At 70.8% G+C, this 25,097-nt stretch carries 32 protein-coding genes; 24 read left to right on the top strand and 8 right to left on the bottom strand.

All coding sequences use genetic code 11. The features are described from left to right. Positions 1-30 precede the first annotated feature (30 nt). The 3 genes from AC07BS_RS02955 to rpmG are packed head-to-tail and all read right to left on the bottom strand — an operon-like array spanning position 31 to position 1,607. On the bottom strand, positions 31-1,185 hold the full coding sequence (locus tag AC07BS_RS02955; protein ID WP_478929721.1) for a GTP-binding protein: 1,155 nt from the start codon (positions 1,183-1,185) through the stop codon (positions 31-33). Next, on the bottom strand, positions 1,182-1,439 hold the full coding sequence (locus AC07BS_RS02950; RefSeq protein WP_478929719.1) for a type B 50S ribosomal protein L31: 258 nt from the start codon (positions 1,437-1,439) through the stop codon (positions 1,182-1,184). Before AC07BS_RS02950 ends, AC07BS_RS02955 begins: the two co-directional genes overlap by 4 nt. A 3-nt stretch (positions 1,440-1,442) precedes the next feature. Next, entirely contained in the window at positions 1,443-1,607 is a 165-nt protein-coding gene (gene rpmG, locus AC07BS_RS02945; protein WP_014150502.1) for a 50S ribosomal protein L33, read from the bottom strand. An 85-nt stretch (positions 1,608-1,692) separates the two neighbouring features. Between rpmG and rpmB the strand changes: the two genes are divergently transcribed. From rpmB to AC07BS_RS02930, 3 genes are all read left to right on the top strand, one after another. Next, positions 1,693-1,929: a 50S ribosomal protein L28 gene (gene rpmB, locus AC07BS_RS02940; protein ID WP_478638171.1), complete on the top strand. Its 237-nt coding sequence runs from the start codon at positions 1,693-1,695 to the stop codon at positions 1,927-1,929. Then, positions 1,929-2,234, top strand: a complete 306-nt coding sequence (gene rpsN, locus AC07BS_RS02935; RefSeq protein ID WP_478638172.1) for a 30S ribosomal protein S14 — start codon at positions 1,929-1,931, stop codon at positions 2,232-2,234. Before rpmB ends, rpsN begins: the two co-directional genes overlap by 1 nt. An 888-nt stretch (positions 2,235-3,122) precedes the next feature. Then, complete coding sequence (locus AC07BS_RS02930) at positions 3,123-3,683, top strand: GNAT family N-acetyltransferase (RefSeq protein WP_478929716.1); 561 nt, start codon at positions 3,123-3,125, stop codon at positions 3,681-3,683. A 238-nt stretch (positions 3,684-3,921) separates the two neighbouring features. Here the strand turns inward: AC07BS_RS02930 and AC07BS_RS02925 are convergent, their stop codons facing one another. Then, positions 3,922-4,188: a GlsB/YeaQ/YmgE family stress response membrane protein gene (locus AC07BS_RS02925; protein WP_478638177.1), complete on the bottom strand. Its 267-nt coding sequence runs from the start codon at positions 4,186-4,188 to the stop codon at positions 3,922-3,924. 141 nt (positions 4,189-4,329) lie between these two features. Here AC07BS_RS02925 and AC07BS_RS02920 point away from each other — a divergent pair, with 141 nt between their 5' ends. The 10 genes from AC07BS_RS02920 to AC07BS_RS02875 are packed head-to-tail and all read left to right on the top strand — an operon-like array spanning position 4,330 to position 9,968. After that, the gene (locus tag AC07BS_RS02920) at positions 4,330-4,662 is read left to right on the top strand and encodes a gas vesicle protein GvpO (protein ID WP_478930057.1); all 333 of its coding nucleotides are present in this window, start codon (positions 4,330-4,332) and stop codon (positions 4,660-4,662) included. Positions 4,663-4,721: 59 nt separating this feature from the next. Continuing rightward, complete coding sequence (locus AC07BS_RS02915) at positions 4,722-5,180, top strand: gas vesicle structural protein GvpA (protein ID WP_478638182.1); 459 nt, start codon at positions 4,722-4,724, stop codon at positions 5,178-5,180. Positions 5,181-5,183: 3 nt separating this feature from the next. Further along, positions 5,184-5,897: a GvpL/GvpF family gas vesicle protein gene (locus tag AC07BS_RS02910; RefSeq protein ID WP_478638184.1), complete on the top strand. Its 714-nt coding sequence runs from the start codon at positions 5,184-5,186 to the stop codon at positions 5,895-5,897. Between the two features lie 32 nt (positions 5,898-5,929). Then, positions 5,930-6,151 (top strand): gas vesicle protein GvpG, encoded by a 222-nt coding sequence (locus tag AC07BS_RS02905; RefSeq protein ID WP_478638186.1) that lies wholly within the window; start codon positions 5,930-5,932, stop codon positions 6,149-6,151. A gap of 34 nt (positions 6,152-6,185) precedes the next feature. Next, positions 6,186-6,731 carry an ABC transporter substrate-binding protein gene (locus AC07BS_RS02900; protein WP_478929714.1) on the top strand — a complete coding sequence of 182 codons (546 nt, stop codon included), beginning with the start codon at positions 6,186-6,188 and terminating at the stop codon, positions 6,729-6,731. After that, positions 6,724-7,902 carry an SRPBCC family protein gene (locus AC07BS_RS02895; protein WP_478929712.1) on the top strand — a complete coding sequence of 393 codons (1,179 nt, stop codon included), beginning with the start codon at positions 6,724-6,726 and terminating at the stop codon, positions 7,900-7,902. Before AC07BS_RS02900 ends, AC07BS_RS02895 begins: the two co-directional genes overlap by 8 nt. A gap of 54 nt (positions 7,903-7,956) precedes the next feature. Further along, positions 7,957-8,505 carry a gas vesicle protein gene (locus AC07BS_RS02890; protein WP_478638191.1) on the top strand — a complete coding sequence of 183 codons (549 nt, stop codon included), beginning with the start codon at positions 7,957-7,959 and terminating at the stop codon, positions 8,503-8,505. A gap of 23 nt (positions 8,506-8,528) precedes the next feature. Then, entirely contained in the window at positions 8,529-9,323 is a 795-nt protein-coding gene (locus AC07BS_RS02885; RefSeq protein ID WP_478638192.1) for a GvpL/GvpF family gas vesicle protein, read from the top strand. Beyond that, positions 9,320-9,586 carry a gas vesicle protein gene (locus tag AC07BS_RS02880; protein WP_478638195.1) on the top strand — a complete coding sequence of 89 codons (267 nt, stop codon included), beginning with the start codon at positions 9,320-9,322 and terminating at the stop codon, positions 9,584-9,586. Before AC07BS_RS02885 ends, AC07BS_RS02880 begins: the two co-directional genes overlap by 4 nt. Beyond that, positions 9,570-9,968: a gas vesicle protein K gene (locus AC07BS_RS02875; RefSeq protein ID WP_478638198.1), complete on the top strand. Its 399-nt coding sequence runs from the start codon at positions 9,570-9,572 to the stop codon at positions 9,966-9,968. Before AC07BS_RS02880 ends, AC07BS_RS02875 begins: the two co-directional genes overlap by 17 nt. A gap of 137 nt (positions 9,969-10,105) precedes the next feature. On the opposite strand, the gene AC07BS_RS02870 is transcribed toward AC07BS_RS02875, so the two are convergent. From AC07BS_RS02870 to AC07BS_RS02860, 3 genes are all read right to left on the bottom strand, one after another. Beyond that, positions 10,106-10,756, bottom strand: coding sequence for a LysE family translocator (locus AC07BS_RS02870; RefSeq protein WP_478929709.1), 651 nt, complete (start codon positions 10,754-10,756; stop codon positions 10,106-10,108). 37 nt (positions 10,757-10,793) lie between these two features. Then, complete coding sequence (locus AC07BS_RS02865) at positions 10,794-11,495, bottom strand: FAD-dependent monooxygenase (protein ID WP_478929707.1); 702 nt, start codon at positions 11,493-11,495, stop codon at positions 10,794-10,796. 164 nt (positions 11,496-11,659) lie between these two features. After that, positions 11,660-12,052: a nuclear transport factor 2 family protein gene (locus tag AC07BS_RS02860; RefSeq protein ID WP_478929706.1), complete on the bottom strand. Its 393-nt coding sequence runs from the start codon at positions 12,050-12,052 to the stop codon at positions 11,660-11,662. Between the two features lie 118 nt (positions 12,053-12,170). Here AC07BS_RS02860 and AC07BS_RS02855 point away from each other — a divergent pair, with 118 nt between their 5' ends. From AC07BS_RS02855 to AC07BS_RS02805, 11 genes are all read left to right on the top strand, one after another. After that, a complete protein-coding gene (locus AC07BS_RS02855) occupies positions 12,171-12,626 on the top strand; it encodes a MarR family winged helix-turn-helix transcriptional regulator (RefSeq protein ID WP_478929704.1) in 456 nt (151 codons plus the stop codon). Between the two features lie 157 nt (positions 12,627-12,783). Beyond that, positions 12,784-13,368 carry a TetR/AcrR family transcriptional regulator gene (locus tag AC07BS_RS02850; protein WP_478929702.1) on the top strand — a complete coding sequence of 195 codons (585 nt, stop codon included), beginning with the start codon at positions 12,784-12,786 and terminating at the stop codon, positions 13,366-13,368. Positions 13,369-13,444: 76 nt separating this feature from the next. Beyond that, positions 13,445-14,665 (top strand): MFS transporter, encoded by a 1,221-nt coding sequence (locus AC07BS_RS02845; RefSeq protein WP_478929700.1) that lies wholly within the window; start codon positions 13,445-13,447, stop codon positions 14,663-14,665. A gap of 60 nt (positions 14,666-14,725) precedes the next feature. After that, positions 14,726-15,658, top strand: coding sequence for an MBL fold metallo-hydrolase (locus AC07BS_RS02840; RefSeq protein WP_478929699.1), 933 nt, complete (start codon positions 14,726-14,728; stop codon positions 15,656-15,658). Between the two features lie 138 nt (positions 15,659-15,796). Next, positions 15,797-16,006, top strand: coding sequence for a hypothetical protein (locus AC07BS_RS02835; RefSeq protein ID WP_478929697.1), 210 nt, complete (start codon positions 15,797-15,799; stop codon positions 16,004-16,006). After that, on the top strand, positions 15,993-17,378 hold the full coding sequence (locus AC07BS_RS02830; RefSeq protein ID WP_478929695.1) for an amidase: 1,386 nt from the start codon (positions 15,993-15,995) through the stop codon (positions 17,376-17,378). Before AC07BS_RS02835 ends, AC07BS_RS02830 begins: the two co-directional genes overlap by 14 nt. 43 nt (positions 17,379-17,421) lie before the next feature. After that, positions 17,422-17,868: a VOC family protein gene (locus tag AC07BS_RS02825; RefSeq protein WP_478929694.1), complete on the top strand. Its 447-nt coding sequence runs from the start codon at positions 17,422-17,424 to the stop codon at positions 17,866-17,868. 197 nt (positions 17,869-18,065) lie between these two features. Continuing rightward, positions 18,066-18,932 carry an LLM class flavin-dependent oxidoreductase gene (locus tag AC07BS_RS02820; RefSeq protein ID WP_478929692.1) on the top strand — a complete coding sequence of 289 codons (867 nt, stop codon included), beginning with the start codon at positions 18,066-18,068 and terminating at the stop codon, positions 18,930-18,932. Between the two features lie 405 nt (positions 18,933-19,337). Next, positions 19,338-20,747, top strand: coding sequence for a pyridoxal phosphate-dependent decarboxylase family protein (locus AC07BS_RS02815; protein ID WP_478929691.1), 1,410 nt, complete (start codon positions 19,338-19,340; stop codon positions 20,745-20,747). Beyond that, positions 20,744-21,577 (top strand): hypothetical protein, encoded by an 834-nt coding sequence (locus AC07BS_RS02810; RefSeq protein WP_478929690.1) that lies wholly within the window; start codon positions 20,744-20,746, stop codon positions 21,575-21,577. The genes AC07BS_RS02815 and AC07BS_RS02810 overlap by 4 nt, the downstream gene beginning before the upstream one ends. An 8-nt stretch (positions 21,578-21,585) precedes the next feature. Continuing rightward, a complete protein-coding gene (locus AC07BS_RS02805) occupies positions 21,586-24,363 on the top strand; it encodes a pyridoxal-dependent decarboxylase (protein ID WP_478929688.1) in 2,778 nt (925 codons plus the stop codon). 18 nt (positions 24,364-24,381) lie between these two features. Here the strand turns inward: AC07BS_RS02805 and AC07BS_RS02800 are convergent, their stop codons facing one another. Further along, a complete protein-coding gene (locus AC07BS_RS02800; protein ID WP_478929687.1) occupies positions 24,382-24,873 on the bottom strand; it encodes a hypothetical protein in 492 nt (163 codons plus the stop codon). Positions 24,874-25,097: the final 224 nt, after the last annotated feature.

Raw genomic sequence — 25,097 nt, 5'->3', positions numbered from 1 at the left:
CTTCCTTACGGTCAAGGGGTCCGCGGGCGTTCAGGCGACCGGGTCGAGCAGTTCATCGAAGGCGTGGGAGAGGTCCTTCCACGCCTCCGGTCCGGCCTCGTATTCGGCGTCGGTGAGCAGGCAGGAGTCGAGCAGGTTCAGCAGACCGTCGCGGTCGAGGCCGGGTGAGGTGAAGGTGAGGTACTGGCAGCGGTCACCGTGGTCCGGGTGCCAGTCCAGGGAGGCGGCGACGCGGCGCTCGGCGGGCACCATCTCCCAGGCGGCGTCCGGTAGTGCGGCCAGCCAGGGGCCGGCGGACTCCACGCACAGCGCACCGCCGGCGGCGTCCCAGGACAGCAGCGTGTCGGGACGGTCCGCGAGCCAGAACCGGCCCCGGCCGCGGGCGGCGGCGCAGGTCAGGTCCTCCAGTGCCGCGTACAGCCGCCCGGGGTGGAAGGGCCGGTCGCGCTGCCACACCAGGGTGCTCACACCGTGTTCGTCGGCGTCCTGGGGCAGCAGCGCGCACGAGGGATGCTGTCGTGCCGCGGCGGCATGAAGGTCGAAGCCGGCCAGCATGACCTCGGCGAACGCGCCCTCGCCCAGCTTCACATGCCGTGCGGCGGGGGTGAGTTGGGCGAGCAGCGCGAAGTCGCTGTCGTGCGAGGGCTCGTCGCTTTCGGCGAGGGCGAGCACGGTGGGGTACTCGATCTGCCGGGCGAAGGTGTCACCGATCGTGCGCTGGTCGGTCGGGGCGGCGCTCAGGCCGGCATCGGCGAGGTCGTCGCCGTTGGCCAGGCAAGCCAGGACGAGCGCCGGGTCGACCGCCGTGGCCACCCCCATCAGCTCCAGGGCTTCCTCTGCCGCGATGACCGTGACCATGGCCTGGGGTTCGACCGAGTCCCACAGTTCCACGACGGCGAGCCGGTACGTTCCGGTATCGGCGAGCCGCAGCAGTTCGGGGACGAGGTCATCGCGCAGGGCGCAGCACGCGCAGTCGTTCACCAGGGGCGTGTCGCCGCTGGAGAGGAGGCCGCCGGCGTCTCGTGCGGTGCGGTGCACGGCGCTGTCGGTCGCGGCCGACAGGTCGTGATGGAGGACGACGGTGCCGGCAACGGTTCGCAGGATCTCCTCTACGGCGCTCCGGCGGGCATCGGCATGCAGTCCGGCGATGACTGCTACGGGCAATCGCGCCTGGCCGCCGCTCATGCGTTCCTCTCTCCGCGCCCGTAACGCCGTTCGAAGCGCTCGACGCGGCCCGCGGTGTCCAGGACCCGCTGAGTGCCGGTGTAGAAGGGGTGGCTTTCCGAGGAGATCTCGACGTCGATCACGGGGTAGGTGTGGCCGTCCTCCCAGTCGATCGTCTTGTCGCTGGTGGCCGTGGAGCGGGTGAGGAAGGCGAAGCCGGCGGCTCGGTCACGAAAGACGACCGGCTGGTACGTGGGGTGGATTCCGGGCTTCATGGGTCAGCGCTCCTCGCGGAAGTCGACGTGGCGGCCGGCGACGGGGTCGTACTTGCGGAGGGTCAGCCGGTCGGGGTTGTTACGGCGGTTCTTGCGGGTCACATAGGTGTAGCCGGTTCCGGCGGTGGACCTCAGCTTGATGATCGGGCGCAGTTCGTTACGGGCCATGACCTCACTATACACAAATGGTTTTCATTTTCATCAAGCTGGTACGGTGGTCACCGCCGCAACCACGACACTCACAGGAGGAGCCATGTCCGCCTACTGCCAACTCACCGGTCGGCAACCGGGCTTCGGCAACACCATCTCCCACTCGCACCGCCGCACCAAGCGCCGGTTCGACCCCAACATCCAGCGCAAGCGCTACTGGCTGCCCAGCGAGGGCCGGCACGTCCGGCTCACGCTCAGCACCAAGGGCATCAAGACCGTCGACACGATCGGCATCGAGGCCGCGGTGGCCCGCATCCGCGCCCGAGGAGGAAAGATCTGATGGCGAAGAAGAGCAAGATCGCCAAAAACGAGCAGCGGCGCGCGATCGTCGCGCGCTACGCCGAGCGCCGCGCCGAACTCAAGGCCATCGCCGCCTCCGCCGACGCCACCGACGACGAGCGCGCCGCCGCCCAGCGGGAGCTGCGCCGTCAACCGCGCGACGCCAGCGCCACACGCGTGCGCAACCGCGACTCCGTCGACGGCCGCCCCCGCGGCCACCTGCGCGCCTTCGGTCTCTCCCGCATCCGTATGCGCGAGATGGCCCACGCGGGCGAACTCCCCGGCGTGACCAAGAGCAGCTGGTGACCTTCACCAAACCCGCCTGACGCCCGGGCGCGCACCCGCTTCCGACGAAGCGGGGACCCGGCTCGGATGCGGACCCCGTGCCGTCCGGGCGTGCCGGCCCGCGTACATGACCCCGGTCCCGGTAGAACACGCGGGAATCGCACAGGGTGCCGCCCGTGACGTCGGCGTAGCTGGAGGCGTGCTTCCCCCGGTCGGGATCTGCACACGGGTGACCGCGACGGGGAAGAGCCTGAGACCGTCGGCCCCGGACTTCCCTGCTCCGGCCGGACAGGGCTCGGCTCCGCCGAAGTCCTCGTAGCCTGCCCGGCTCCCTCACGGACGCCGGCCTTGCACCGCCGCGCCGGCACCTCGGCGAAAGCAACGAGGAGCTCCAGGCCCCGGACGCCTACCCCCCTGCTTTCCGCCCGGGGACCCGCACAGCGGATCGCAGGAACACTCATCGGCGACAGCTGAGGTTCAGCCGTCCGCCGCCGCCCAACCCCGCCCGGGCCGGGCGACAATCCACTCCCCCAAGCCGCTGACCGGTCCTCCATCCGTCCGCTGACCGACTCGCCCTGTCGGCGAACGTTCGCTTGACGACATACGCCGGACGCATCCGATGGACCCGACATTCCGGGGCGCCTGGGCGGCTGTCCCGTCGGACCACCGTCATGACCGATCACGCTGAGCCTCCCACCAGTGACGGAACCCCAGGTCACAAGGTGAGACGGACAAATGTCCCGATCACCTACCGGACACGGCCTACGTAGCACGGTGACCGCATGGGTTCGCCGGTTCAGTGGTCGCTTGGTTCAGCCTGGGAACAAGCCGTGCATCTCTTTCCGCGTGGCGACGTCAACCTGAGGAAAGGGATTGCCTCGGGGCCATAGCTCACGTTGGCTGGGCAGCATGACTGAACTACGCACCGATCGCCTCACCCTCCGTCGATGGCGTGCCTCTGACCTTGAACCCTGGGCGGCGATGAATGCCGATCCTGAGGTTCGGGAGCACTTGGGCGACCTGCTTACCCGCGATCAGAGCGATGCCTCCGTGGCACGGTTCCAGACCGAATTCGACCAGCGAGGTTACGGGTGGTGGGCGGTCGAGGTGCAGGCCACGGGTGAGTTCATCGGCTTCGCGGGCTTGGACCAGGTGGATGACGGTATGCCGTTCACTGGAGTGGAGATCGGCTGGCGGCTCGCCCGCTCGGCCTGGGGCCAGGGCTACGCCACCGAGGCCGCGCTGACAGTCCTGGCGTACGGCTTCGACTCGCTTGACCTTCCCGAGATCCTCGCCGTGACAACGGCCGACAACCTCCGCTCACAGGCGGTGATGCGCCGAATCGGCATGACCCGGGATCCGGCCGGCGACTTCGACGATCCGACCGCGCCCGAAGGGCCACTGCGTCCGAACGCGCTCTACCGCATCCCCCGCAGTGCGACGATCCGGCTATTCCGCTGCAGCGCTTGATCAGGCCGCGGCGACGAGGCCCAAAGAGCGTTCGGCTCCGCCGGCGGGCCGACTCCATGACGCATCATTCCGTGGGGCCGGCCGCCACACCGTAGGCCGGCCGGTGTGCTCAGACCGTCCGGCGCGCCGCAGGCACACCCTTGAGGTAAGCGGAGAAAAATTGGACTGCCGGCAAGGCCGCGCACCGTCACCCACTCCCGTTGGGAAGCGTGTACGACGGAGATTGTGTACGACGCCATCAATGGTGGCGGGCTTTCGCCCTGTCGACGACCCCAACACCTATTGCCGCGAGGGCGATCTGGATCAGCCACTCGATCCAGTCGATGCCGCCCGTGACCGACACGTGCAGTGCCCGCGCGATCGCGGTTCCGGCGAGAGCCGCGGCGATGCCGATGAGGATCATCAGCCATACGGGGACATGCTGGCGTCCCGGGAGCACCAGCCGACCGAGCAGGCCGATGACCAGTCCGATCACCAGCGCGCTGAGGATGCCCGATATTTCCATGGGACTCACTTCCACCCGTGGTGCGGTGCCTGGGAAGCCCGCGCCCAATTAAATAGCGTAATACCGTTCGGCCCGCATTTACGGCTTCCCCACTCAGGGGATGGGAGGGATAATTGCGATTGAAAGCGTGAGGAAGTGAAGATCACGAACGACCGTGAGCCGAAGGCTGCCAAGACCCCGCGCGAGCACGGAGCCCCGAGGGACCGCGTGTCCGCGACGGAAGCGCTGCGCAGCGCGGCCGAGCAGCTGACCGAGCTGCTGGGGCGCCCGCCGGAGTCCGTCTCCGCGCTCAAACCCACCGAGAACGGCTGGGAGGCTCGGATCGAGGTGGTGGAGGTGGAGCGGATTCCCGAGACGACCAGTGTGATGGCCAGCTACGAGGTCGTTCTGGACCCGGCCGGCCAGCTCCTGGCCTACGAACGTGGGCACCGCTACACGCGGGCCCAGACGGACAGGGACGACCGCGACCGGTAGCCGTGGCCTTCGTCGCGGTACAACCGCGTCACGACGTGACGTCGTGAAGGGAAGAGATCATGACTGTCACTCCGCAGGGCGGTGGGCTGCCGGTCGGAGGCGGCGGCCGGTCGGGGAACCTCTATGACGTACTGGATCTGGTCCTTGACCGCGGCTTGGTGATCGACGTCTTCGCCCGTGTCTCCCTCGTGGGCATCGAAATACTCAAAGTGGACGCCCGCGTCGTCGTGGCCAGCGTCGACACCTACCTCCGCTTCGCCGAGGCGTGCAACCGGCTCGACCTCGAGTCCGGCCGAAAGGCCCCGGCGCAGCTTCCCGACATGGTGCAGGGAGCCGTCGAAGGGGGTGCCAGGAGCAAGAGCAAGGGGGTGCTGACGGGCGCGGTCGAGGCCATCACGGACTCGCTGCACAAGGGTGACGACGAGGACGCGGAACGTGAGCGGGCCCCGCGCGAAGCCGCTCACCGCGGAGAAGCGGAGCGCAAGCCCCGCCGCTCGTCACGGCCGAGGGAGGAATGAGCGATGCCGGTCTACGTCTACGCCATCACCTCGGAGTCCCACCCCCTGCGCTTCGACGACGTAGGCGGCGTCGGCGAACCGCCGGCGAGGCTCTACACCATCGGTGACGGTTCATTGCGCGCAGTGGTGAGCGATGCCCCCGAAGACCTCGCGGCGGGGCGGCGCGACCTGGAGGCCCATCACACCGTCCAGGGACGTCTGTGGGCCGAGGGCACTACGCTCCCCTTGAGCTTCGGCTTCGTCGCTCCCGACGAGGACACCGTGCTCGCGGTGCTGCAGGAGCGCGGCGAGGAGTTCAGCCGTGCCCTCGAGGAGCTGTCCGGGCGGGTGGAGTTCAACGTCAAGGCCGTCCAGAACGAGGAGGCGCTGCTGCGCGAGGTTCTGGCCGGCTCCGAGCAGGCTCGCAGGCTCAACGAGGCCACGCGCGACGGCGGCGGCGCCTACGAGGACCGGCTGGCCCTCGGCCAGCTCGTCGCCGAGGAGGTACAGGCGCGGCAGGAGTCCCTGGCGGCTGAGATCGTCGAGGCGCTGCGCCCGCTCACCCGCTCCGAACAGCTCTCGCCGCCGTCACAGCAGTACTTCCTCAACGCCTCGTTCCTCGTCGACGACGACAAGGCCGAGGAGTTCTCACAGGCCGGTACCGAACTCGCCGAACAGTACGGCGAGCTGGCCGAGCTGCGCGTGCGCGGCCCCCTGCCCCCGTACAGCTTCGCCTGAACAATCCGAGAGGAGCAGCCGTGGGACTGGTCATGGAGATTCTGACACTGCCGCTCGCTCCGGTGAGGGGCGTCGGATGGGTGGTGGACAAAATCCGCCTCGCGGCGGAGCAGGAACTCAACGACCCGACGGCCGTTCAGGAGGAACTCGCCTCCCTGGAGCGGGCGCGCGAGGAGGGCCGCATCGAGGAGGAGGAGTTCAGGCAGCGGGAGGACGCCCTGCTGGCACGGCTGATGGCGGCACGGCAGCCATGACCCCCGCACGGCATCTGACGGGAAGGCGGAGACGATGAACAACGCCAAGATGGGCGCTGCTGTTCTTGGGGGGTACGTGCTGGGGCGTACCAAGAAGGCGAAACTCGCGATCGGGCTCGGCACCCTGCTGGCAGGCTCCCGCATCAAACCCGGACAGCTCGGCAAGACCCTCGCCCAGTCCCCCTTCCTCAGCAACGTCAACGATCAGGTGCGCAAGGAGCTGCTGTCCGCGGGCAAGGCCGCGGCGACGTCCGTTCTGACGGCCAAGGCCGAGCACTTGGCCGATTCCCTGCACGAGCGGACCACCGGCATGCGGGAGAAGGCGGCCGTCACGAGCGAGAGCGGGGAGAAGGAGAAGGAGAAGAAGGCTCCCGCGGCACGCGGGTCCGGGCACGGGACCTCTTCGCATTCCCGGGGCGGGACCGCGGCTTCCGCCCACCGCACGTCCCGGTCCGGTGGGACGTCCGGCCAGCAGGAGGCCAAGCACCAGGAGGAGACGCACGAGGAGAGCGCTCACGGCTCGGCTCGTGGCCGTTCCTCCGGCGGCGCCCACAGGACGAGGAGGTCGGACGATGGCTGAGCGCAGGGCGACGGAGCGCGGCGCCGAGGTGGCCGGCGGCCTGCGGGAGCGGGTACAGGCCAATCCGGGCGCGAACCGGCTGGTGGAGGAGGCCGAAGCCTACGTCGAGGCGCGGCTTGAGCGTGTCCTGCAGGAGATGGTGCACCGCGTGGAGGAATCGGCGACCCGCCTCGGCGAGGCCCACATGGGGCCGCACGAGCTGGCCAACGCCGTCGCGAAGGGCGGCGAAAAGTTGAAGGCCGGGGCCTCTCCCAGCGCGGCCGTGCTCTCCGCCGCCGCCTCGCACGCCAAGGACGTGCTGTGGGCGAAGGTCAAGGAGGCCACCGGCAAGCGGCGTGACCAGAAGCGGTCGGGTGGGCCGGCCGGCGGCAAGAGCCTGACAGTAATCGAGGACGTGGAGGTCGGCGTCCCTGTGCGCGAGGCGTACGACCAGTGGACGCAGTTCCAGGACTTCGGTCGCTTCGCCAAGGGCGTGGTGAACGTGGAGCGGGAGGACGAAACGACGTCCCAGTGGCACGTCAAGATCGCCAAGGCGAACCGCCACTGGCAGGGCACGGTCACCGAGATGGTGCCCGACGAACGCATCGCGTGGACGTCCGAGGGCGCCAAGGGAACCACCAAGGGCGTGGTCACCTTCCACGCGCTCGACAAGAACCTGACCAAGGTGCTGCTGGTGATGCAGTACTTCCCCCAGGGGCTGGTCGAGAAGACCGGTGCGCTGATGCGGGCCCAGGGCCGCCGTGCCCGGCTCGATCTCAAGCTCTACCGTGCGTTCCTGACCGTTCGGGGCGAGGCCACCGGCGGATGGCGTGGGGAGATCCGCGACGGCGAGGTGGTCGCCGAGCCCGAGGACGAAGCCCAGGCGGGGGACGCCGGCGATCGGGAAAGGGGCCGGGAGCGGGAGCGGGAAGAGGACGAAGAGGTGCGCCCCGGCGATCCCGAGTACGCGGAGTACGAGGACTCGGAAGAGGGCCTCTACGACGAGGACGACCGGGACGAGGGGCGACGCGAGCGCGGGCGCGTGGGTGAGGCCGAGGAGCCGTACGAGGACGAGGAGCTGTACGAGGACGAAGGTGACACCCGGTACGCCGAGGACAGGGCATGGGAGGACGAGGAGGAACCCGAGGGCACGGCATCACGCGGCGAGGAGCCCCGCCGCTCCAGGCGGTGACCCCCGAACGATGACCGGAGACGACCCGAGGCCGAGGAGGAGGTCGAACCCGCCATGACCGAACCCGTTCTCCCCTCCGCCGGCCCGGCCCGCTCGCTCTCCGCATACGGGCAGCAGGGCAGCAGCGCGAACCTCGCCGACATCCTGGAGCGTGTCCTGGACAAGGGAATCGTCATCGTCGGCGACATCAAGATCAACCTGCTCGACATCGAGCTGCTCACCATCAAGCTCCGGCTGCTGGTCGCCTCCGTGGACAAGGCGAAGGAGATCGGCATCGACTGGTGGGAACACGACCCCGCCTTGTCGTCCCGTGCCGGCGACCGGCGCGAGCTCGAAGAGCAGAACGAGCGTCTGCGGGCCGAGGTGCGGTCGTTGCGGCAGAAGGCCGCCCAGTCCTCGACGAGGGACCTGACCGAAGCGCCAAAGGGCCTGGCCGAGGGCCGGTTGGAAGAAGCCAACCGCCCGCGGCGCACCGACACCGAGCGGTCCCACGCCCCGGTGCGCTCCCGCGAGACGGAACGCTCACGCACCACGGGGCGCGCCCGCGGCGCCGAGCCCGCCCGCGGAAGGCGGCGGCCCGGCGATGAAGAGGACCGCGGCTGACGGGACGGCGAGAAGGAGGAGCGATGCCCGGCAACCTCAGCTACGCCTATGCCGTGGTGCCGTTCTCCTCGTCCCTGGAACGCACCGCGCTGGCGGGTGTACATGGCGTGGCGGGCAACCCCGTCACCCTCGTTCGCTCCGGCGAGGTGGCGGCGGCGGTCAGCGCCGTCCCGGAGGCCGACTTCTCCCAGTCAGCGCTCACCGCACACCTGGAGGACCTCGATTGGCTGGAGCCGACGGCCCGTGCGCACCACTTGGTCGTCGAGTCGCTCGCCGCCCACACCACCGTCCTGCCACTCCGTCTCGCCACCGTGTACCTCGACGACACGCGCGTCGCGGAGATGCTGCACGAGGGACATCCGGTGTTCGCCGCCTCGCTCGCCCGGCTGTCCGGTCACGCGGAATGGGGTGTGAAGGTCTACGTGGACGCGGCCGCCGCGCCGCCCCCACCGGCCGCCGCACCGCCTGACGCACCCGATGCGGGCCGCGCCTACCTGCGCCAACGCCGCCATCAACACCAGACACGCCGGGACGCCTGGCGGCTGGCGGAGGAAGTGGTCCGCCGGATCGACGCCGAGACCCGTGACCTGGCAGCCGAACGCGCCCGCCACCGCCCGCAGCAGGGCCGCCTGGCCCAGGCGCCCGGCGAGAACGTCGCCAACGACGCCTACCTCGTCCCCCACGACCTGGCCGAGGAGTTCCGTCGCCGCGTCCTCCGTGCCGCCGAGGGCTCCTCGGGCGTCCGCGTGGACATCACCGGCCCCTGGGCCCCCTACTCCTTCGCCGACCCCCGTGCGCGGGAGGGAGCACCCCCGTGACGGCCCCCTACGCGGACGAGGACCGTCCGCTGGCACAACGGCAGGTGGCCTTGATCGACCTCCTCGACCGTCTGCTGAGTGGTGGTGTCGTCCTCACCGGCGATCTCGTCCTGTCGATCGCCGACATCGACTTGGTGCGCATATCTCTGCGCGCCGTGGTGGTCGCCATCCGCGAACAGACCGAAGAGCAGTGGGGAGTCGTGGTACCGGGTAACGCGCATCCACCGGTCGAGGGCGGTGACAACCATGCCGAACCATGGTGACCCGCCCCGCCCCGACCGCCTGCAAGAGGTCGCCCGGGCGGCGGCCTGCGCCCTGTCGGTGGCCCCGGCCCACCCCGACGAGCTCCCTCCCCCACTCGGCACGGCCCGCCGCACCGCCGCCGAACGCCTGCACACCGATCCCGACACGGTCGAACGGGACCTCGTCCGCCTGGTGCTGACCATCGTCGAACTCCTGCGCCAGCTCATGGAACGCCAGGCGCTCCACCGCGTCGACGAAGGAGACCTCACCGAAGAGCAGGAGGAACGGCTCGGCCTCACCCTGATGATCCTGCATGACCGGATGACCGAACTCTGCGAGCAGTACGGGCTGACGTTGGACGACCTCAACCTCGACCTCGGTCCTCTCGGCACGCTCCTCTGACCCGGCCGGAGAGGACGTTACGTGCTCCGTCGTGGTCGCGGCCGTGCACGGTGGCGCACTCGCCCGTGGGCGTCGATGAGGGCCCCGAGCGCGGGGGGGGCACAGTGCCGACATGTATTGCCGCGTCGACCGGCGACTCAGCGCAGGGGGACCGCCGCGCCCGTTCGCTCGGTGGCGATCCTGACGGCGAAGCCCGCCAGTGCGGTGCCCATCACATAGCGGTGCAGGCGCTGCCAGAGCGGGTGCCGGCCGAAGAACCCGGCGACGGAGCCGGCCGTTACGATGAAGAACGCATTGCCCGCGACGCCCACCGCAATCTGGGTCAGGCCCAACAGCACCCCCTGCAGGCCCACATGGCCGCGCTCCGGGTCGACGAACTGCGGCAGCAGCGAGATGTAGAGGATGGCCACCTTGGGATTGAGCAGGCAGGTGAGGAAGCCCATCAGGAAGAGCTTGCGTGACCCGTCCTGCGCCAACTCCTCCGTCGCAAAAGCGGATCGGCCGCCCGGCCGGACGGCCTTCCAGGCCAGCCAGAGCAGGTAGCCCGCTCCGGCCAGCTTGATGGCCAGATAGATCTCCGGTACCAGCGCGAAGACGGTGGCGATCCCGGCGGACACCGCGAAGAGGTAGATCAGGAAGCCGAGGGCGACCCCGGCCAGCGAGATCAGCCCCGCCCTGCGGCCCTGGGCGATCGAGCGCGAGACCAAGTAGATCATGTTCGGCCCCGGCGTCAGCACCATGCCGAGCTCCACCAGTGCGATCCCCGCTATTGCTCCCAGCCCGATCACAGCACTACCCCCGTACACACGTTCGCCTGGCTGCAACCTAGCAGCCCACGGCCATGTGCCAGGCAGCGAGGAGGAGGCACCCATGTCCGCTCCATCGCCGCTCACTGAGGAGGTCGCGGGGAAAGGAACCGCCGTGGCTTGTGCCGGACGGCCCGCGGGGCCGGGTCGAGCCGTTGCTGCCGGTCGGGGCAGCAACGGCTTCGCGAGCTCGGCCGTCCACCGCTCGACGAACGGGATGCCTGCAGGGCCCTGTCCGTGCTGCACGGGGATTCATTGGGAGTGGCTGTCGCAGGAGCTCGGCTCGGGCATGACCTGCCGGCGCCGGCTGGGGGACTGGCACCGGGGTGTGGGACCGGCTGCGCCAAACGGGGCGGAGCCCGGTCGACCGCGCCCGGCCCGACTCGATGCGCCACATGATCACAGACCGCCGGGGAACCCCTCTGACCCTCGAGCTGACCGGCGGCAATCGCCACGACGTCACACGCATTCCGTCGGCCCCCGTGGCCGCTACCGCGTCGATGCCGGCCGCTTGGCGCACCTCGCTGCGGGTGCCGTCACAGCCCACCACCCAGCGGGCTCGCACGGTCCGGTGGGTGCCGCCGTCCCGGATCACCGTCTCGACGGCGTCCGGCCCCTGGGTGAGGTAGACGGCCTCCTGCCCGCGCAGCACTCGGGTGCCCGCGGCGACCGCGTGCTCCTCCAGGAGCTGCTCGGTGACGGACTGGCAGAGCGCCAGCATGAAGGGTGCACCGCCCCGACGGTGACCGGGCCGGCCCCGGCGATGAGCGCGTCTGGCACGACAACCGCTTCCGCTCACTTTTTGGATGATGCGCCATGACGGGATGGTGCGCCCATGCGGACCGGGGCGGCCTCGTGGCGTCAGGTGGGCGATGGCGATGTGGCTCAGCGGGCGCTGCCGAGGTTCCGGTCGGCGTCGGCGCCTTCGAGCATGAGGGTGGTCTCCTCGATGCGGCGGAAGCGGCCGTCGGGGGCGAACTCGGCGAAGAGGTAGACCTCCATGCGGACGGTGGAGCCGTCGGTCTTGATGACCTCCATCGTGTGGCGGTCGGCGTAGTGGTCGCCGGACGAGAGCTCGTCGTGGACCTCGACCGAGCCGCCGGCGACGACCGTGCGCAGGTGGGCGATGTGGGCGAGGAACTCGGTGCGGTCGTCCCAGCGTCCGTCGGTGCGCTGGCGGTAGTCGGGGGCGAAGTGCCGGTCGGCGGCCTCGTCGAGGTCGAGCCCGGGGGTGAGGAGCAGGTCGGTGATGGCGGCGCGGATGTCAGTGGGATTCATGAGGATTCCTTCGGTTGGGTGCGGGAATGGCCCGCCGTACGTCGACGAGAGATGCGTGCCTGGAGCACGCTTATGACCGTACAGCAAAAGCGTGCGCTGCGCACGCTAATCTGGAGGTGTGAAGAACTCGACGGGACACGACATCGCCGACGCACTGGGCCTGCTCCTGCGGCGGAGCACCCGCGCACGCCTCTACCACCAGCTGACCGAGGGGCTGGGGGAAGCGGTCGACGACCTCACTTACCCGCTCCTCAGCGGCCTGGCCCGGACCGGGGCACGCAGCGCCGCCGACCTCGGCCGCGAGATCGGACTGGACCGCACCACCGTGACCCGCCGCGCCGACCGACTGGAGCAGGCCGGCCTGCTCCAGCGTCAGCCCGACCCGACCGACGGCCGCGCGACCCTCCTCGCACTCACCGGGCAAGGGCACGACATCGTGTCGGTCACCCGCGAGCGACTGGCGGCCGGCATCGAGTCCTCACTCGCCACTTGGCCCCAGGCGGAGGCCCAGGCCTTCGCACGCCAGCTGCGCCGCTTCGTCGACGAGGGCCCGTTCGCCGCCGAACACCCCTGACGGCCGCCGCCGTCCGGGCTGAAGACCGCCGCTGCGTGGCGACCGGTCCGGCGCGGCGCCGTGCCGGCGGGGCGTGTGGCGCTGCGAGGTTCCGTGACGAACAGAGCCCCGTGGCCTGGTCGACCCAGACGCAACTTCTTCGCATTAAGCTGTGGGCATGAGTGCCCGAGCGACCACACGCCCCGGCGGGCGCAGCGCCCGCGTCCAGCAGTCCGTCCATCAGGCCGTCCGCGATCTGGAGGCGGAGGTGGGGCGGGACGCGCTCACCGTGCCGCTGATCGCCGCCCGCGCGGGAGTGACGCCGTCCACCGTCTACCGGCGCTGGGGAGACCTGCGGGAACTGCTGTCCGACGTGGCCGTCGAGCGGTTGCGCCCCGATGGGGCGCCGGCCGACCACGGCAGCCTGCGGGCGGACCTGGAGGCGTGGGCGGTGCAGTTCGCGGAGGAGATGTCCTCGACGGCGGGCCACACGTACATCCGCGACGCCCTCCTGGGCGACCCCGAGCAGGGCAATGCGGTTCGCTGCTCCGATTACGCCGTCGAGCAGTTGAAGGCCATCGGTGTGCGCGCGGCCGGGCGCGGGGAGGCCGTGCCCGATGTGGAGACCCTGCTGGACATGGTCGTCGCCCCCCTGATGTATCGCATCCTGTTCCGACCCTCCGAGCTGTCGGAGGCCTACACCGACCGCCTCGTGGCGACGGCGCTCGGCCAGAGGCCCGCCCCCTCCGAACCTAAAAGCTAAATGTTTGCGTTTTGACTCGCGTAGGGCCTACTCTGCCTAAAGCAAAACGTTTGCCTTTAGGCATGAGAGGTACTCCATGCTCAGCGTCTTAGCCCCGCCGTCCCCTCCCCGCCGCCTGCCCGTGCTGGGCCGCCGCAGCGCCTTCCCCCTCCACGCCTCCGTCCTCGTCGCCCTGTTGGCCGCCTCAAGCGCGCCGACCCCTCTCTACACCCTCTACCAGGCCGAATGGCACTTCTCGGCGATGACGCTCACCGTCGTGTTCAGCGCCTACGCGCTCACCCTGCTCGGGGCACTGCTGACGGCGGGCACGCTCTCGGACCACCTGGGCCGGCGCCCGGTCCTCACCGGTGCGCTGCTCGTGGAGGCCGCCGCGATGGCCGTCTTCGCCACCGCTCAGGGCGTGACGGCGCTGATAGCCGCCCGGATCCTTCAGGGCCTGGCCACCGGCGTGGCCACCAGCGCCGCCGGAGCCGCCCTGCTCGACTTCGAGGACCCCGACCGCCCCGGACGGGCGACGCTCGCCAACGGCATCACCCCCGTGGCCGGCATGGCGGCCGGCGTGCTGGCGGCCACTGCCCTCGTGCAGTACGCCCCGGCTCCCACCCGCACCGTCTACCTCCTGCTGCTCCTGCTGTTCGCCGCGCAGGCGGCCGCAGTGCTCCTCACCACCGAGACCGCACACCCCCACCCCGGCGCGTGGCGCTCCCTGCGTCCCGGCATCGCCGTCGCCCCGGCCTCCCGCCCGGCCATGAGACTTCTCGCCCCCGGCGTCGTCGCCGCCTGGGCACTGGGCGGCTTCTACTCCTCCCTCGGTCCCTCGCTCGCCCGGCTCACCGCCCCGCACACGTCCCGGGCCACCGGCGGCCTGGTCTTCTTCACCCTGACGGCCGCCGCCGGCCTCGCCGTCCACGCCTCGCGGCGACTGCCCGCCCGCACCGCGAGCTCCGCCGGCACCGCGGTCCTGATCCCGGGGGCCCTGCTGACCCTGAGCGGGCCCCACCTGCACAGCCTGCTCGCCCTGTTCGCCGGCACCACCCTGGCGGGCATCGGCTTCGGCGCCATCACCCAAGGCGCCCTGCGCCTGCTGCTGTCCCCGGCCGCCCCGGACGAACGCGCCGGCACGCTCGCCGCCTACTACGTCCTCAGCTACCTGGCCATGAGCGTCCCCGCGGTCCTCGCCGGTCTGCTGACCAACCTGTACGGCCTGCAGAGGGCCGTCTCGCTCTACGCCATGACGGTCATCCTGCTGGCCCTGACCGGCCTCGCCCGCGCGGTGCGGCGGCCGAACACCGGCTGACCGAGTCCTGCCTTCCCGCACCGCACCGCCCGGCCCCGCCCCATCCGAAAGGTTCCACCGATGAGCACCGCCACGCCCCGTCAGGCCACTTTCTCCACCAGCACGGGATGGAGCCTCGGCGACATCACCGTACGCCGCGTCGACGAGATCGAACTACCGCGCCAGACCGGACCCTGGCTGCTGCCGGACGCCACCAAGGAGGTGCTGGACGAGGCATCGTGGCTGCGCCCCGACTTCGCCGACGCCGACGTCCCCCGCCTGGCGAGCCACAGCTTCGCGGTGGAGGCGGGCGGGCTGCGGATCGTCGTCGACACCGGAATCGGCAACGACAAGCCGCGCGCCAACCCCGCCTGGAACGGTCTCGACACCGACTTCCCGCAGCGCCTGGCGGCGGCCGGCTTCCCGCCCGAGTCCGTGGACCTGGTGATCACCACCCACCTGCACACCGACCACGTCGGCTGGAACACCCGCCTCGCCGGTGAGGACTGGGTCCCCACCTTCCCCAACGCCCGCTACCTCACCAGCCGCACCGAATGGGACCACTGGGCCGCCACCGACCTGGAGGAGGCCCGCACCCAGATGTTCCGCGACTCCGTCACCCCGGTCCGCGCCGCCGGACAGTACGACCTCGTGGACGTGCCCGAGCAGGGGCACGAGGTGGCGCCGGGCGTCATCCTGATCCCTGCCCCGGGCCACACCCCCGGGCAGGTCGCCGTGGAACTGCGCGGCAGCGACCGCCGCGCGCTGATCACCGGCGACAGCATCCACCACCCCGTGCAGCTGTCCCACCCCCACGTGAACAGCTGTGTCGACATCGACCCCGCGCAGGCCGTCCGCACCCGCTCCCGGCTGCTCGACGCCCTGGCGGACACCGGTGCACTGCTCCTGGGCACCCACTTCCCGCAGCCCACGGCCGGCACCGTCCGCCGGGAGAACGGCCGTTACCGGCTGCTTGCCGAGCACGGCAGTGAGATCCCGGCCACCGCGGCCTGACCACGCGACCGGCCCCGCCCGACCGCCCCCACGGCCATCGAGCAGACGCGGCGCCCGCAGTCACCTCAAGCAAACCCTTGGCCTTTAGGAGCCTCGGCCACTCCGATGCTCCAAGCCCCACCGAAAGGGAGAACATCCATGTCCGCCGTCGAACTCACACCGCCGGAGGCCGCCCGCTGGGCCGCCCGCGCCGGACTTGCGCTACCTGCCGAGCGCCACGCCGCGGTCGCCGCGGTCGCCAACCACATCCACAGCGTCGTCTCCGTCCTCCGCGAGCTGGACTTCGCCGACGTCCCGCCCGCCGCCGCCTACCGCGCCGGAGAGGAGAAGCACGATGCGGCCGTATGAGCTGTCCCTCGCCGCCGCCGCGGACGCGATTCGTACCCGGCGACTGTCCCCCGTCGAACTGGTCGACTCCGTCCTCGATCGCATCGAGAAGGCGGATCCGCACCTCGGCGCCTACGTCACGGTCACCGCGGAGCAGGCGCGCCGGGCGGCGGCCGAAGCCGAACACGAAGTGGCGCAAGGCCACTACCGGGGACCGCTGCACGGCATCCCGATGGGGCTCAAGGACCTGATCGATGTCCGCGGGATGGCCACCACGGCCAGCTCCCGGGTCCGCGCCGACCACCGCGCGACGGCGGACAGCACGGTCGCCGCGCGCCTGAGCGCGGCCGGCGCGATCCTGCTCGGCAAGACCCACACCCACGAATTCGCCTTCGGCCTGACCACCCCGCAGACCCGCAACGCCTGGGACCACGGCCGGGTCGCCGGTGGCTCCAGCGGCGGCTCCGCGGTCGCCGTCGCGTCGGGCACCGCGACCTTCGCCCTGGGCACCGACACCGGCGGGTCGATCCGGGTGCCCGCCGCGCTCAACGGGGTCGTCGGCCTCAAACCGACCTACGGTCTCGTCCCCCGTCACGGCGTCACCTCCCTGTCCTGGTCGCTGGACCACGTCGGCCCGATCACCCGCACCGTCGAGGACGCGGCCCTGGTCCTGACCGCGCTGGCCGGACACGATCCGCGCGACCCCGCCTCGCTGTCCGTGCCCGCCACGGACTACCGGCCCGGTGCCGGCACGGACCTGACGGGGCTGCGCATCGGCCTGCCGCGCACCTTTTACTTCGACAACGTCCACCCGCAGGTGGCGACCGCCGTCCGGCACGCCATCGAGCAGCTGGAAGCCCTGGGCGCACGGCTCGTCGAGGTCGACATCCCGATGACCCGCTACATCCAGGCCACCCAGTGGGGCCTGATGGTCCCGGAGGCCGGCGCCTACCACGAAGGCAGCCTGCGCACGGTCCCCGAGCTGTACCAGGAAGACGTCCGCATCCTCCTGGAGGCAAGCGAGTTGATGAGCGCGGGTGACTACATGCGCGCTCAACGCTCCCGCACGCTCATGCGCGCCGAGTGGGCACGGATGCTGGAGGAGGTCGACGTGATCGCCGCCCCGAGCGTCCCGATGCCCGCGGCCGGGGCCGACGAGGAGACGGTCACCTGGCCCGACGGCACGACCGAGAGCGTCTCCGACGCCTACGTGCGCCTCTGCGCCCCCGCCAACATCACCGGAGTGCCCGCCCTGACCGTTCCGGTCGGCCATGACACGGCAGGCATGCCCATCGGCATGCAGCTGCTCGGGCGGCCCCTCGGTGAACCCGCGCTCCTGCGGGTCGGCCACGCCTACGAGCAGACCCAGCCCGCCCTGTGGTCATGGAGGTAGCGTTGCACCCGGACAGCGATCCGCTACGGCGCATGGGGTATTCATGAACCAACAGGTGAACCTGGTGACCTTGGGTGTCCAGGACGTGAAGGTGAGCCGTCAGTTCTACAGCCAGGGCCTGGGCTGGACACCGCTGCTTGACATGGAAGAGGTCGTCTTCTACCAGATCGGCAACGGGCTGGCCCTGGCACTGTTCCCTCTGGCTGACCTCGGCACCGACATCGGACATCCGGCAACAGGCGGCACTCCTTTCACCCTCGCCCAGAACCTCGGCTCGCCCTGCGAAGTCGACGAGGCAATGCGGCAGGCCAGTGCGGCGGGAGCGACTGTCCTCAAAGAGGCGCAGCGCGCGGCGTTCGGCGGCTACCACGGCTACTTCGCCGACCCCGACGGCCACCGCTGGGAGGTGTGCCACAACCCCGGCTGGTTGGTCGCAGACGACGGGACCGTGACACTGGTAGCTGTGGAGAAACCCGACGTCGAGGATTGACACCGCTTGCTGGATTACATCCAGGTCGAAGAGGTTCGGGCCGCGTTGGAACGAGGTGCCCAGGCCAACGGGTTCGAGGCCGACCTGTGGACCCTGGAAGGGGTCCTGGCGGTTCCGCTGTAGCGCAGGCGCATCGACATGACCAGTTCGCCACGGGCCGTATTGCCCCTCCGAGGCCAGCCGCGCATCCTGCTGGGATGCGCTTCTCCATCAACATCCCCAACTTCGGTGATTTCGCCGACCCCCGCAACGTCGCGATCGTCGCGGCTGCCGCCGAACAGGCCGGCTGGGACGGGTTGTTCGTCTGGGACCACGTCCTGCATCGACAACACCAGAGGCGTCCGTTCGCAGACCCCTGGATGCTGCTGACCGCGGCCGCGCTGGCGACCTCCCGGATCCGACTGGGTACCCTGCTGACGCCGGTCCCCCGTTACCACCCACAGCAACTCGCCCGCCAGGTGGCCACCCTGGACCACCTCAGCGGTGGCCGGGTGATCTTCGCTGCCGGCTTGGGTGGTCCGATCAAGGACGAATACCGCAGCTTCGGCGACGCCGCCGAGCCGCGCCTCCTGGCCGAGCGGCTGGACGAGGGCCTGGAGCTGTTGAGGCGCTTCTGGTCCGGCGAGCCGGTGAACCACCACGGCCGGCACTACGAGGTCCGGGACGTGACACTGCTGCCCGCCACCGTACAGCGGCCCCGTCCGCCGGTGTGGATCGGCGGGTACTGGCCGCGTCGCCGGCCCATGCGGCGGGCGGCCCGGTGGGACGGCGCGGTGCCGCTCTTCGAGACAGCCCCGCATGGTCACGTACCGGATGCGGCAGAGGTGCGGGATCTGGTCGGCTATGTACGCAAGCACCGCACAGCCGGGGCCGAGCGTCCCTTCGAGTTCGTGCTCGGCGGCGCCACACCTCCGGCCGTGGCGAAGGCGAAGGACGTGATCGGTCCGCTGTACGACGCCGGCGCCACGTGGTGGGACGAGCGACAGGTCCAGACCGGACCCGACCTGGACCGGCTGCCGCCAGTACTTCGCCGCATCGAGGCGGGGCCGCCGCCGATGGCCTGATTGGCCGTTCGAAGATGAGATCGTGGGGATTTGCGTGACCTCTGACAGCAAGACGATGGGCTCGTGCTCGCCGCGATGCAGTTCCTCGGGCGGGTCTATCGCCGCCCCCATCCAGCCCGAACGGGGTCACCGGCGGCCTGCCAGCTGAGGCAAGCCGGCCACGATGCCACCCGCTGCAACAGAAGACCGGGGCGGGCAAGATGTCACCTACTGCGGAGACAGGCCGAGGATTCGGCTGCTCATCAATCGACTGGGCCCGTTGACGGGGCGATCAGACCATCGGCCATGGCCTGGTGGGTGTGACCCACGTGACCCCTTCGGGTGATTATCACCGATTGTCGCGATGAGGTGATTTCCTGCCGCTACGGTGATCGGGTCAATGGGGGCCGGGGTCGGGGGGTGGGTATGGACCTGGAGTACTGGCTCGGGCGGGGCGCCGAGGCCTTCCGGGAATGGGCGTGCACGTACGGCGAGTTCCAAGCGCATACCTCGATGACGGTCGACGAAGCAGCCTATGAGGTGGCGTTCAAGGAGCTGACCGCCCGGCTGCGTGGCAGTTACCCCTTCTTCCACCCCTGCTACGCGGGGCAGATGCTCAAGCCACCGCACCCGGTCGCGGTCGCCGGCTATGTGGCCGCCATGCTGGTCAACTCCAACAACCACGCGCTGGACGGCGGTCCGGCGACCTCCGTCATGGAGGAGGAGGTGGTGGAGCAGCTCGCCGAGATGGCCGGTTTCGCGGCTCACCTGGGGCATCTGACCAGCAGCGGCACTCAGGCGAACCTTGAAGCCCTGTTCGTCGCCCGCGAGAGCCGCCCCGGCTCGGGGGTCGCCGTCAGCGGTGAGGCGCACTACACGCACGCCCGGATGTGCCATCTGCTGGGCGTGCCCGTATTCACGGTGCCGATGGATGCTCGCGGACGCATGGACATGGGCGAGCTGGATCGGCTGCTGTCCGCCGGGACCGTCGGGACGGTCGTCGTCACCTTGGGCACGACGGCGCTGGGTGCCGTCGATCCGCTGCACCGCATCGTCCCGCTGGCGCGCCGGTACGGGACGCGCGTCCATGCCGACGCCGCCTACGGGGGTTTCTTCCGGCTGCTGACGGATGGTGGACAGGCGCCCGTCGCGCCGGAGACCGGCGATGCTCTGCGGGCGATCGCGCAGTGTGATTCGGTGGCGATCGATCCGCACAAGCACGGCCTGCAGCCGTACGGTTGCGGAGCGGTGCTGTTCGGGGACCCTGACGTCGCCCGGTTCTTCCGGCACGACTCGCCCTACACCTATTTCACGTCCCGCCGACCTCATCTGGGCGAGATCAGCCTCGAGTGCTCCCGCTCCGGCGCGGCCGCCGCAGCTCTGTGGCTGACGCTGAAACTGCTGCCGCTCACCCCTGACGGGCTCGGCGCGGTGCTCGCCGCCGGACGGCGGGCCGCCGTCCGCTGGGCCGAGCTGATCGGCGCCTCTCCCTATCTGGAGCTGTACCAGCCTCCCGAACTCGACATCGTGACCTACTACCCGGCTGCTCAGGGGGGTTCGCCACCGTTCCTGTCCCGTATCGGCGTGGCGAGCGAGGAGGTGATGCACCGGGGGATGAACGCCAAGGAGGACCCCGTCTTCCTCAGCACCGCCCGTGTCACCGCCGGCGCGTTCACTGCCCGCCACGCCAATGCTGTTGCGGACAGCGACGCCACGCAGGTGCTGCGCAGCGTGCTGATGAAGCCGGAGAGCGAGCTGAATCTGGAGCGCCTGCACCAGCGGGTGGAGCAGCTGGCCAAAGCATCGTGGCCTGTTCCTCGGAGGTACGGTCCATGACCAGCGGGATGCCGCCGAGGCCCGCACCGTCGTCCCCGCTGCCCCTGGCCACCGACTCGCGCATCCCCGTCCGGGCGGTGGCCTGTGCGACGACCGCCGATTACGACCGTTACTTCCACCTCGAGCGTCACACGCCGGACCTGGCGTCCTGGACGTGCGGCGTGCTGCGACTCCAGGCGGCCGTCCTCGCCGATCTTCCGCACACCGGTCTGGACGACTCCCAACGTGCCTCGGTCCTGACCGGCCTGTTGCACGCCTCCCACGCCACACTGGCCGCGTGGCTACCGTCCGCGCCGGGATCCGCACCGAGCGATGACAGCCCGGGTGACGCACTGCGCCGCTGGAAGCTCGGCCATCAGCTCTTCCATCTCCTGCTGACCACCATGAACAGCGCCTTCGACGACACCTTGGCCGCGGTCGACGAAGCGCGGTGGACGTCCGTCCGCCACGGCCTGGAGCGGCTGCGGACGCTGTACGACGCGGCCACCGCCGCCATGGCCTACGCCTCGGACTTCCCCGCCTCCGCCTACACGGACGACGTACGCCCCACGATGGAACCACCGCTCACCGCACCGGGCTTCTCCGGAACCCTCAATCAGGAGCACCGCGTCATGACCGAGCGGGCGCACACCCTAAGGGCGGCGCTCGGAAACCTGTCGGCGCCGGCGCCTGCCCTCGCCGCGATCCGCCGCGAGGAGGCCCTGCTACGGGCAGCACAGCGGCAGAACCGTAAGGCGCACGCGGCGATCTGCGTGCGCTGCGTACCGGACGGCGTCTCGCTCCTGCTGGCGGCACACCAATCAGCACAGGAGCGGCAGTGCGGCAGGTGAGTGAGCGCTTGAGCCCTGCCTCGCGAGGGGCCCTGGGGGACATCGAGGGAATCGACGCGGGGACCGGTCTGCGGCTGCTGGCCGGCCTGGTCGACGAGGTCGTGTGGCTCGACCACTGCCCCGCCGTGAGCGCCTCGTTCCAGCCGGCACCCGCCTGGCTCCGGCACGAACCGGTCTCCGCCTGGCAGCCCGTACCGGAACCCCCGCCCGGCCTCCAGCCGAGCCCGCCCGATCCACGCCGCGTCTGCGTCTCCTTCGCTCCCGAGCACGGGGACAACGCCCGTACCTGGGCTCGTACGCACGGCTACCGGCTCCTGGCCCCGGACGCCGGTGTCACCGCGTGGGCCGCCGACAAGATCAGCGCCACTCGGCTGTTCGCCGAGGCCGGGGTTCCCGTCCCGCCCTTCCTGGTGATCCCCGCGACGGGTCGCGAGCGGGCGGAGGCGTACTGGAGCGGCCGGTGGCGGCGGGCCGTCGCCCAGCGGGCGGACAACAACCTCATCGGCCGCGGGACCGTACTCGTCGACGGGCCGTCGGGGCTGCGCGCCTGCCTGGACGCCTGGCCGGACGAGCCCGTCAGGCTCAGCCGCTTCGCTTCCGGGATCTCCCTGACCGTCACCGCGTGCGCCGGGCCGGACCGGACCGTCGTCTCGGCGGTCTCCCACCAGCTCGTCGGGCTGCCCGAGCTGGCCGCCTCCTGGGGCGCGCACTGCGGCAACCAGCTCGTCGGCCCGGACGACCTGCCCGAGGGGCTGTACGGGCAGGCCCGAGTAGCCGCGTACCGTGTGGGCGAGGTCCTGCGGGGGCGCGGCTTCCGCGGTGTCTTCGGCCTGGACCTGGTGGAGGAGGGTGGCCGGCCGCTGGCCGTCGAGGTCAATCCGCGGTTCCAGACGGTGGTGTCCCTGGTGCAGGCCGCCGAGGGCGCGGCCGGACTTCTGCCGTCCCTGGGCCTGCACGTGCTGTCCTTCCTCCTCCCCGCCCTGCCCCGGTCGGCCGCCGGGTCGGTGCCTCCCGGGATGCGCCACAGCCAGCTCGTGGTGCACGCCCGTGCCGACGCCGTGGCGCACCGCCTCTCCCCCACGGGGCGCTATCGCCGGGACGGTCGCACGGTGACCGGGCCTCTTCACGGGCCGCCCGTGGTGTCCCGGCTGGCCGAGGACGAGACCTTGTGGTGGGCTGTCGCCGGCTCCGGGGCGGTCACCGCGGGCCAGGAGCTGGCGCTCGTCCAGTTCCCGCGGCCCGTCGCCGGGCTGCTGCCTCGTCCACGACTGCGGCCCGGCGCGGCGGCCTGGATCGAGGCCCTCGCCCCGGACGCGGCCGAGACGGTCTCGCACGCCGAGGAGGAGCCGCCGCCGCTACGGATGGACGAGCGGCGGATGCGTGAGGCCGGGCGCCACGCCGTCGATCTCATCATCGACCGGATGACCACCCCCGGCTCCCGGCCGCCCTGCCACGTCCCCTCGCCCGGTACTCTCCAGGCCGTCCTCGACGAGCCCCTCCCCGAGCACGGCACCCACGACCTGCCCGGCCTCCTCGACCACGTCACCGAGCGGGCACTCGCCGAGGCGACCCGGCTGGACCACCCGCGCTGCTTCGCCTTCGTGCCCTCCACCGGCAACTTTCCGGCCGTCCTCGCCGACGCTCTGGCCTCCGCGTACCTCTCCGTCCCCGGCGCCTGGCTCGTCGGAGCGGGCCCCACCCAGATCGAACTGACCACCCTGCGCTGGCTGAAGACTCTCCTCGGCCTCCCGGACAGCCACGGCGGCCTGTTCGTCAGCGGCGGTTCCCTGGCCAACCTCACCTGCCTGGCCGTCGCCCGCGACCACCTGCTCGACGGCGGAGCGCAGCCGCATGCCCGGCTGTACTGCTCCTCCCAGGCCCATCCCTCCGTCGCCCAGGCGGCACATCTGCTGGGCCTCGCCCGCGAACAGCTCACCGTCCTGCCCCCGGACGAGGACCTGCGCCTGGACGCCGGCGCGCTGGCCGAGCGCGTCGGCCGTGACCGCCGCGCGGGACTGCGCCCCTTCGCCGTCGTCGCCACACTCGGTACGACCGGCACGGGGGCCGTCGACCCCCTCGACCGCGTGGCCGGCCTGTGCGGCGAGGAAGGCCTGTGGCTGCACATCGACGGTGCCCACGGCGCGGCCGTCGCCGCCACCTCACGCGGCCGACATCTGCGCGGCGCCCTCGGCCGGGCCGACTCCCTCACCGTCGACCCGCACAAATGGCTGTTCCAGCCCTACGAGATCGGCTGTGTCCTGCTACGGCGTCCCGAGCTGCTCCCGGAGACCTTCGGCGTGGCGCGCCACGCACTGGACCAGGGGTACCTTCGGCCGGCCCACCCCGCCGCCCCGGCATCCAGGGAGATCAACCTCTCCGACTACGGTCCTCAGCAGAGCCGCGGTCTGCGTGCCCTGAAGCTCTGGCTCTCCCTGAAGGCCTTCGGCGCCGGAGCCGTCCGGCAGGCCATCGAGCGGGGAGCGGACCTGGCCGAGTACGCGGCCGGACTCATCACGGCCCACCCCGAGCTGGAGCTGGTCACACCGCCCAGTCTCGCCATCCTCACCTTCCGCTACCGGCCTCGGGACACGCCCGCCTCCTGGGACGCCGACGCGGCGCAGGCGCACATCAGCCGGAGGGTGTGCGCCGACGGCGGGGCCGTCCTCCTCACCACCACCGTGCGGGGCGCCACCGTGCTACGCATGTGCACCATCAACCCCACCAGCACTCGTGCCGACGTCGCGTACGTGTTGGACCTGGTCGCCCGCTACGGCCGCGACACCTGACCCTCAGCCGCCTCCCCATCAGACGATCACCAGCGTCGACGGTCCGGTGATCAGCTCCACCCCGCGCTTCGACGCACACGTCAGCGGATCGGCGGTGACTTGAAGCCCCGGCGAAGCCACCGTTCGACCCTTGAACCTGCCCTCCACCACCCGGCCCATGACCAGGACGACCGCCTGCCCGGCCACCTGCTGCACGTTCCCCAAGTGGTAGATGACCGTGGTCCGCTCCCCCGTGTTCCAGGTGATCCGCTCGATGGTGGTCGCATCGGAGAAGAAGCAGCCGTTCCGCCCGCCGCCGCTGATCGTGGACGTCCCCGAGCGCAGCGCCGGATCCGTGGAAAGACAGCTGTACGCGCCACTGCCGCTGATCCGGGTCGGCTGTGCCGTCAACGACAGACCGGGCGAGAACGAGATGGTGTTGCTCCCCGCACAGCTCACGGAAGCAGGCAAGTCGTGCGCCGACGCCTCAGGCGCCGCGTGCATCAGGGCGGCCAGCGACGCCGCCACCATGCACCCGAGCCTCCTGCCCCACAAAAACCGTCCGCCCATGCCTGCCCAACCCCTCCCCGCAAAGCCACCCCGCACCGACGGCCGACATCCTCCCGTCCCGGACCGGGCCATGTCCCGCGGCACCACGGAATCGGACGACCAGCGGCAGCACGGGGTTACCAGGAGGCGCGGGAACCCCCGAACGCGCCCGGCGCCGCGCCTCTCACCAGGCGGAGCGGCTTTGA

The organism is Streptomyces sp. NPDC044063 (assembly GCF_056434285.1).
The sequence above is the reverse complement of the archived record's forward strand: the minus strand, read 5'-3'. Positions and strand labels throughout refer to the sequence as shown.

Excerpts from the sequence above, each read along its gene's own strand:
- AC07BS_RS02955 (WP_478929721.1), bottom strand. The coding sequence starts at position 1,185 with ATGAGCGGCGGCCAGGCGCGATTGCCCGTAGCAGTCATCGCCGGACTG.
- AC07BS_RS02950 (WP_478929719.1), bottom strand. The coding sequence starts at position 1,439 with ATGAAGCCCGGAATCCACCCCACGTACCAGCCGGTCGTCTTTCGTGAC.
- rpmG (WP_014150502.1), bottom strand. The coding sequence starts at position 1,607 with ATGGCCCGTAACGAACTGCGCCCGATCATCAAGCTGAGGTCCACCGCC.
- rpmB (WP_478638171.1), top strand. The coding sequence starts at position 1,693 with ATGTCCGCCTACTGCCAACTCACCGGTCGGCAACCGGGCTTCGGCAAC.
- rpsN (WP_478638172.1), top strand. The coding sequence starts at position 1,929 with ATGGCGAAGAAGAGCAAGATCGCCAAAAACGAGCAGCGGCGCGCGATC.
- AC07BS_RS02930 (WP_478929716.1), top strand. The coding sequence starts at position 3,123 with ATGACTGAACTACGCACCGATCGCCTCACCCTCCGTCGATGGCGTGCC.
- AC07BS_RS02925 (WP_478638177.1), bottom strand. The coding sequence starts at position 4,188 with ATGGAAATATCGGGCATCCTCAGCGCGCTGGTGATCGGACTGGTCATC.
- AC07BS_RS02915 (WP_478638182.1), top strand. The coding sequence starts at position 4,722 with ATGACTGTCACTCCGCAGGGCGGTGGGCTGCCGGTCGGAGGCGGCGGC.
- AC07BS_RS02910 (WP_478638184.1), top strand. The coding sequence starts at position 5,184 with ATGCCGGTCTACGTCTACGCCATCACCTCGGAGTCCCACCCCCTGCGC.
- AC07BS_RS02905 (WP_478638186.1), top strand. The coding sequence starts at position 5,930 with ATGGAGATTCTGACACTGCCGCTCGCTCCGGTGAGGGGCGTCGGATGG.
- AC07BS_RS02900 (WP_478929714.1), top strand. The coding sequence starts at position 6,186 with ATGAACAACGCCAAGATGGGCGCTGCTGTTCTTGGGGGGTACGTGCTG.
- AC07BS_RS02895 (WP_478929712.1), top strand. The coding sequence starts at position 6,724 with ATGGCTGAGCGCAGGGCGACGGAGCGCGGCGCCGAGGTGGCCGGCGGC.
- AC07BS_RS02890 (WP_478638191.1), top strand. The coding sequence starts at position 7,957 with ATGACCGAACCCGTTCTCCCCTCCGCCGGCCCGGCCCGCTCGCTCTCC.
- AC07BS_RS02885 (WP_478638192.1), top strand. The coding sequence starts at position 8,529 with ATGCCCGGCAACCTCAGCTACGCCTATGCCGTGGTGCCGTTCTCCTCG.
- AC07BS_RS02875 (WP_478638198.1), top strand. The coding sequence starts at position 9,570 with ATGCCGAACCATGGTGACCCGCCCCGCCCCGACCGCCTGCAAGAGGTC.
- AC07BS_RS02865 (WP_478929707.1), bottom strand. The coding sequence starts at position 11,495 with ATGCTGGCGCTCTGCCAGTCCGTCACCGAGCAGCTCCTGGAGGAGCAC.
- AC07BS_RS02860 (WP_478929706.1), bottom strand. The coding sequence starts at position 12,052 with ATGAATCCCACTGACATCCGCGCCGCCATCACCGACCTGCTCCTCACC.
- AC07BS_RS02850 (WP_478929702.1), top strand. The coding sequence starts at position 12,784 with ATGAGTGCCCGAGCGACCACACGCCCCGGCGGGCGCAGCGCCCGCGTC.
- AC07BS_RS02845 (WP_478929700.1), top strand. The coding sequence starts at position 13,445 with ATGCTCAGCGTCTTAGCCCCGCCGTCCCCTCCCCGCCGCCTGCCCGTG.
- AC07BS_RS02840 (WP_478929699.1), top strand. The coding sequence starts at position 14,726 with ATGAGCACCGCCACGCCCCGTCAGGCCACTTTCTCCACCAGCACGGGA.
- AC07BS_RS02835 (WP_478929697.1), top strand. The coding sequence starts at position 15,797 with ATGTCCGCCGTCGAACTCACACCGCCGGAGGCCGCCCGCTGGGCCGCC.
- AC07BS_RS02830 (WP_478929695.1), top strand. The coding sequence starts at position 15,993 with ATGCGGCCGTATGAGCTGTCCCTCGCCGCCGCCGCGGACGCGATTCGT.
- AC07BS_RS02825 (WP_478929694.1), top strand. The coding sequence starts at position 17,422 with ATGAACCAACAGGTGAACCTGGTGACCTTGGGTGTCCAGGACGTGAAG.
- AC07BS_RS02820 (WP_478929692.1), top strand. The coding sequence starts at position 18,066 with ATGCGCTTCTCCATCAACATCCCCAACTTCGGTGATTTCGCCGACCCC.
- AC07BS_RS02815 (WP_478929691.1), top strand. The coding sequence starts at position 19,338 with ATGGACCTGGAGTACTGGCTCGGGCGGGGCGCCGAGGCCTTCCGGGAA.
- AC07BS_RS02810 (WP_478929690.1), top strand. The coding sequence starts at position 20,744 with ATGACCAGCGGGATGCCGCCGAGGCCCGCACCGTCGTCCCCGCTGCCC.
- AC07BS_RS02800 (WP_478929687.1), bottom strand. The coding sequence starts at position 24,873 with ATGGTGGCGGCGTCGCTGGCCGCCCTGATGCACGCGGCGCCTGAGGCG.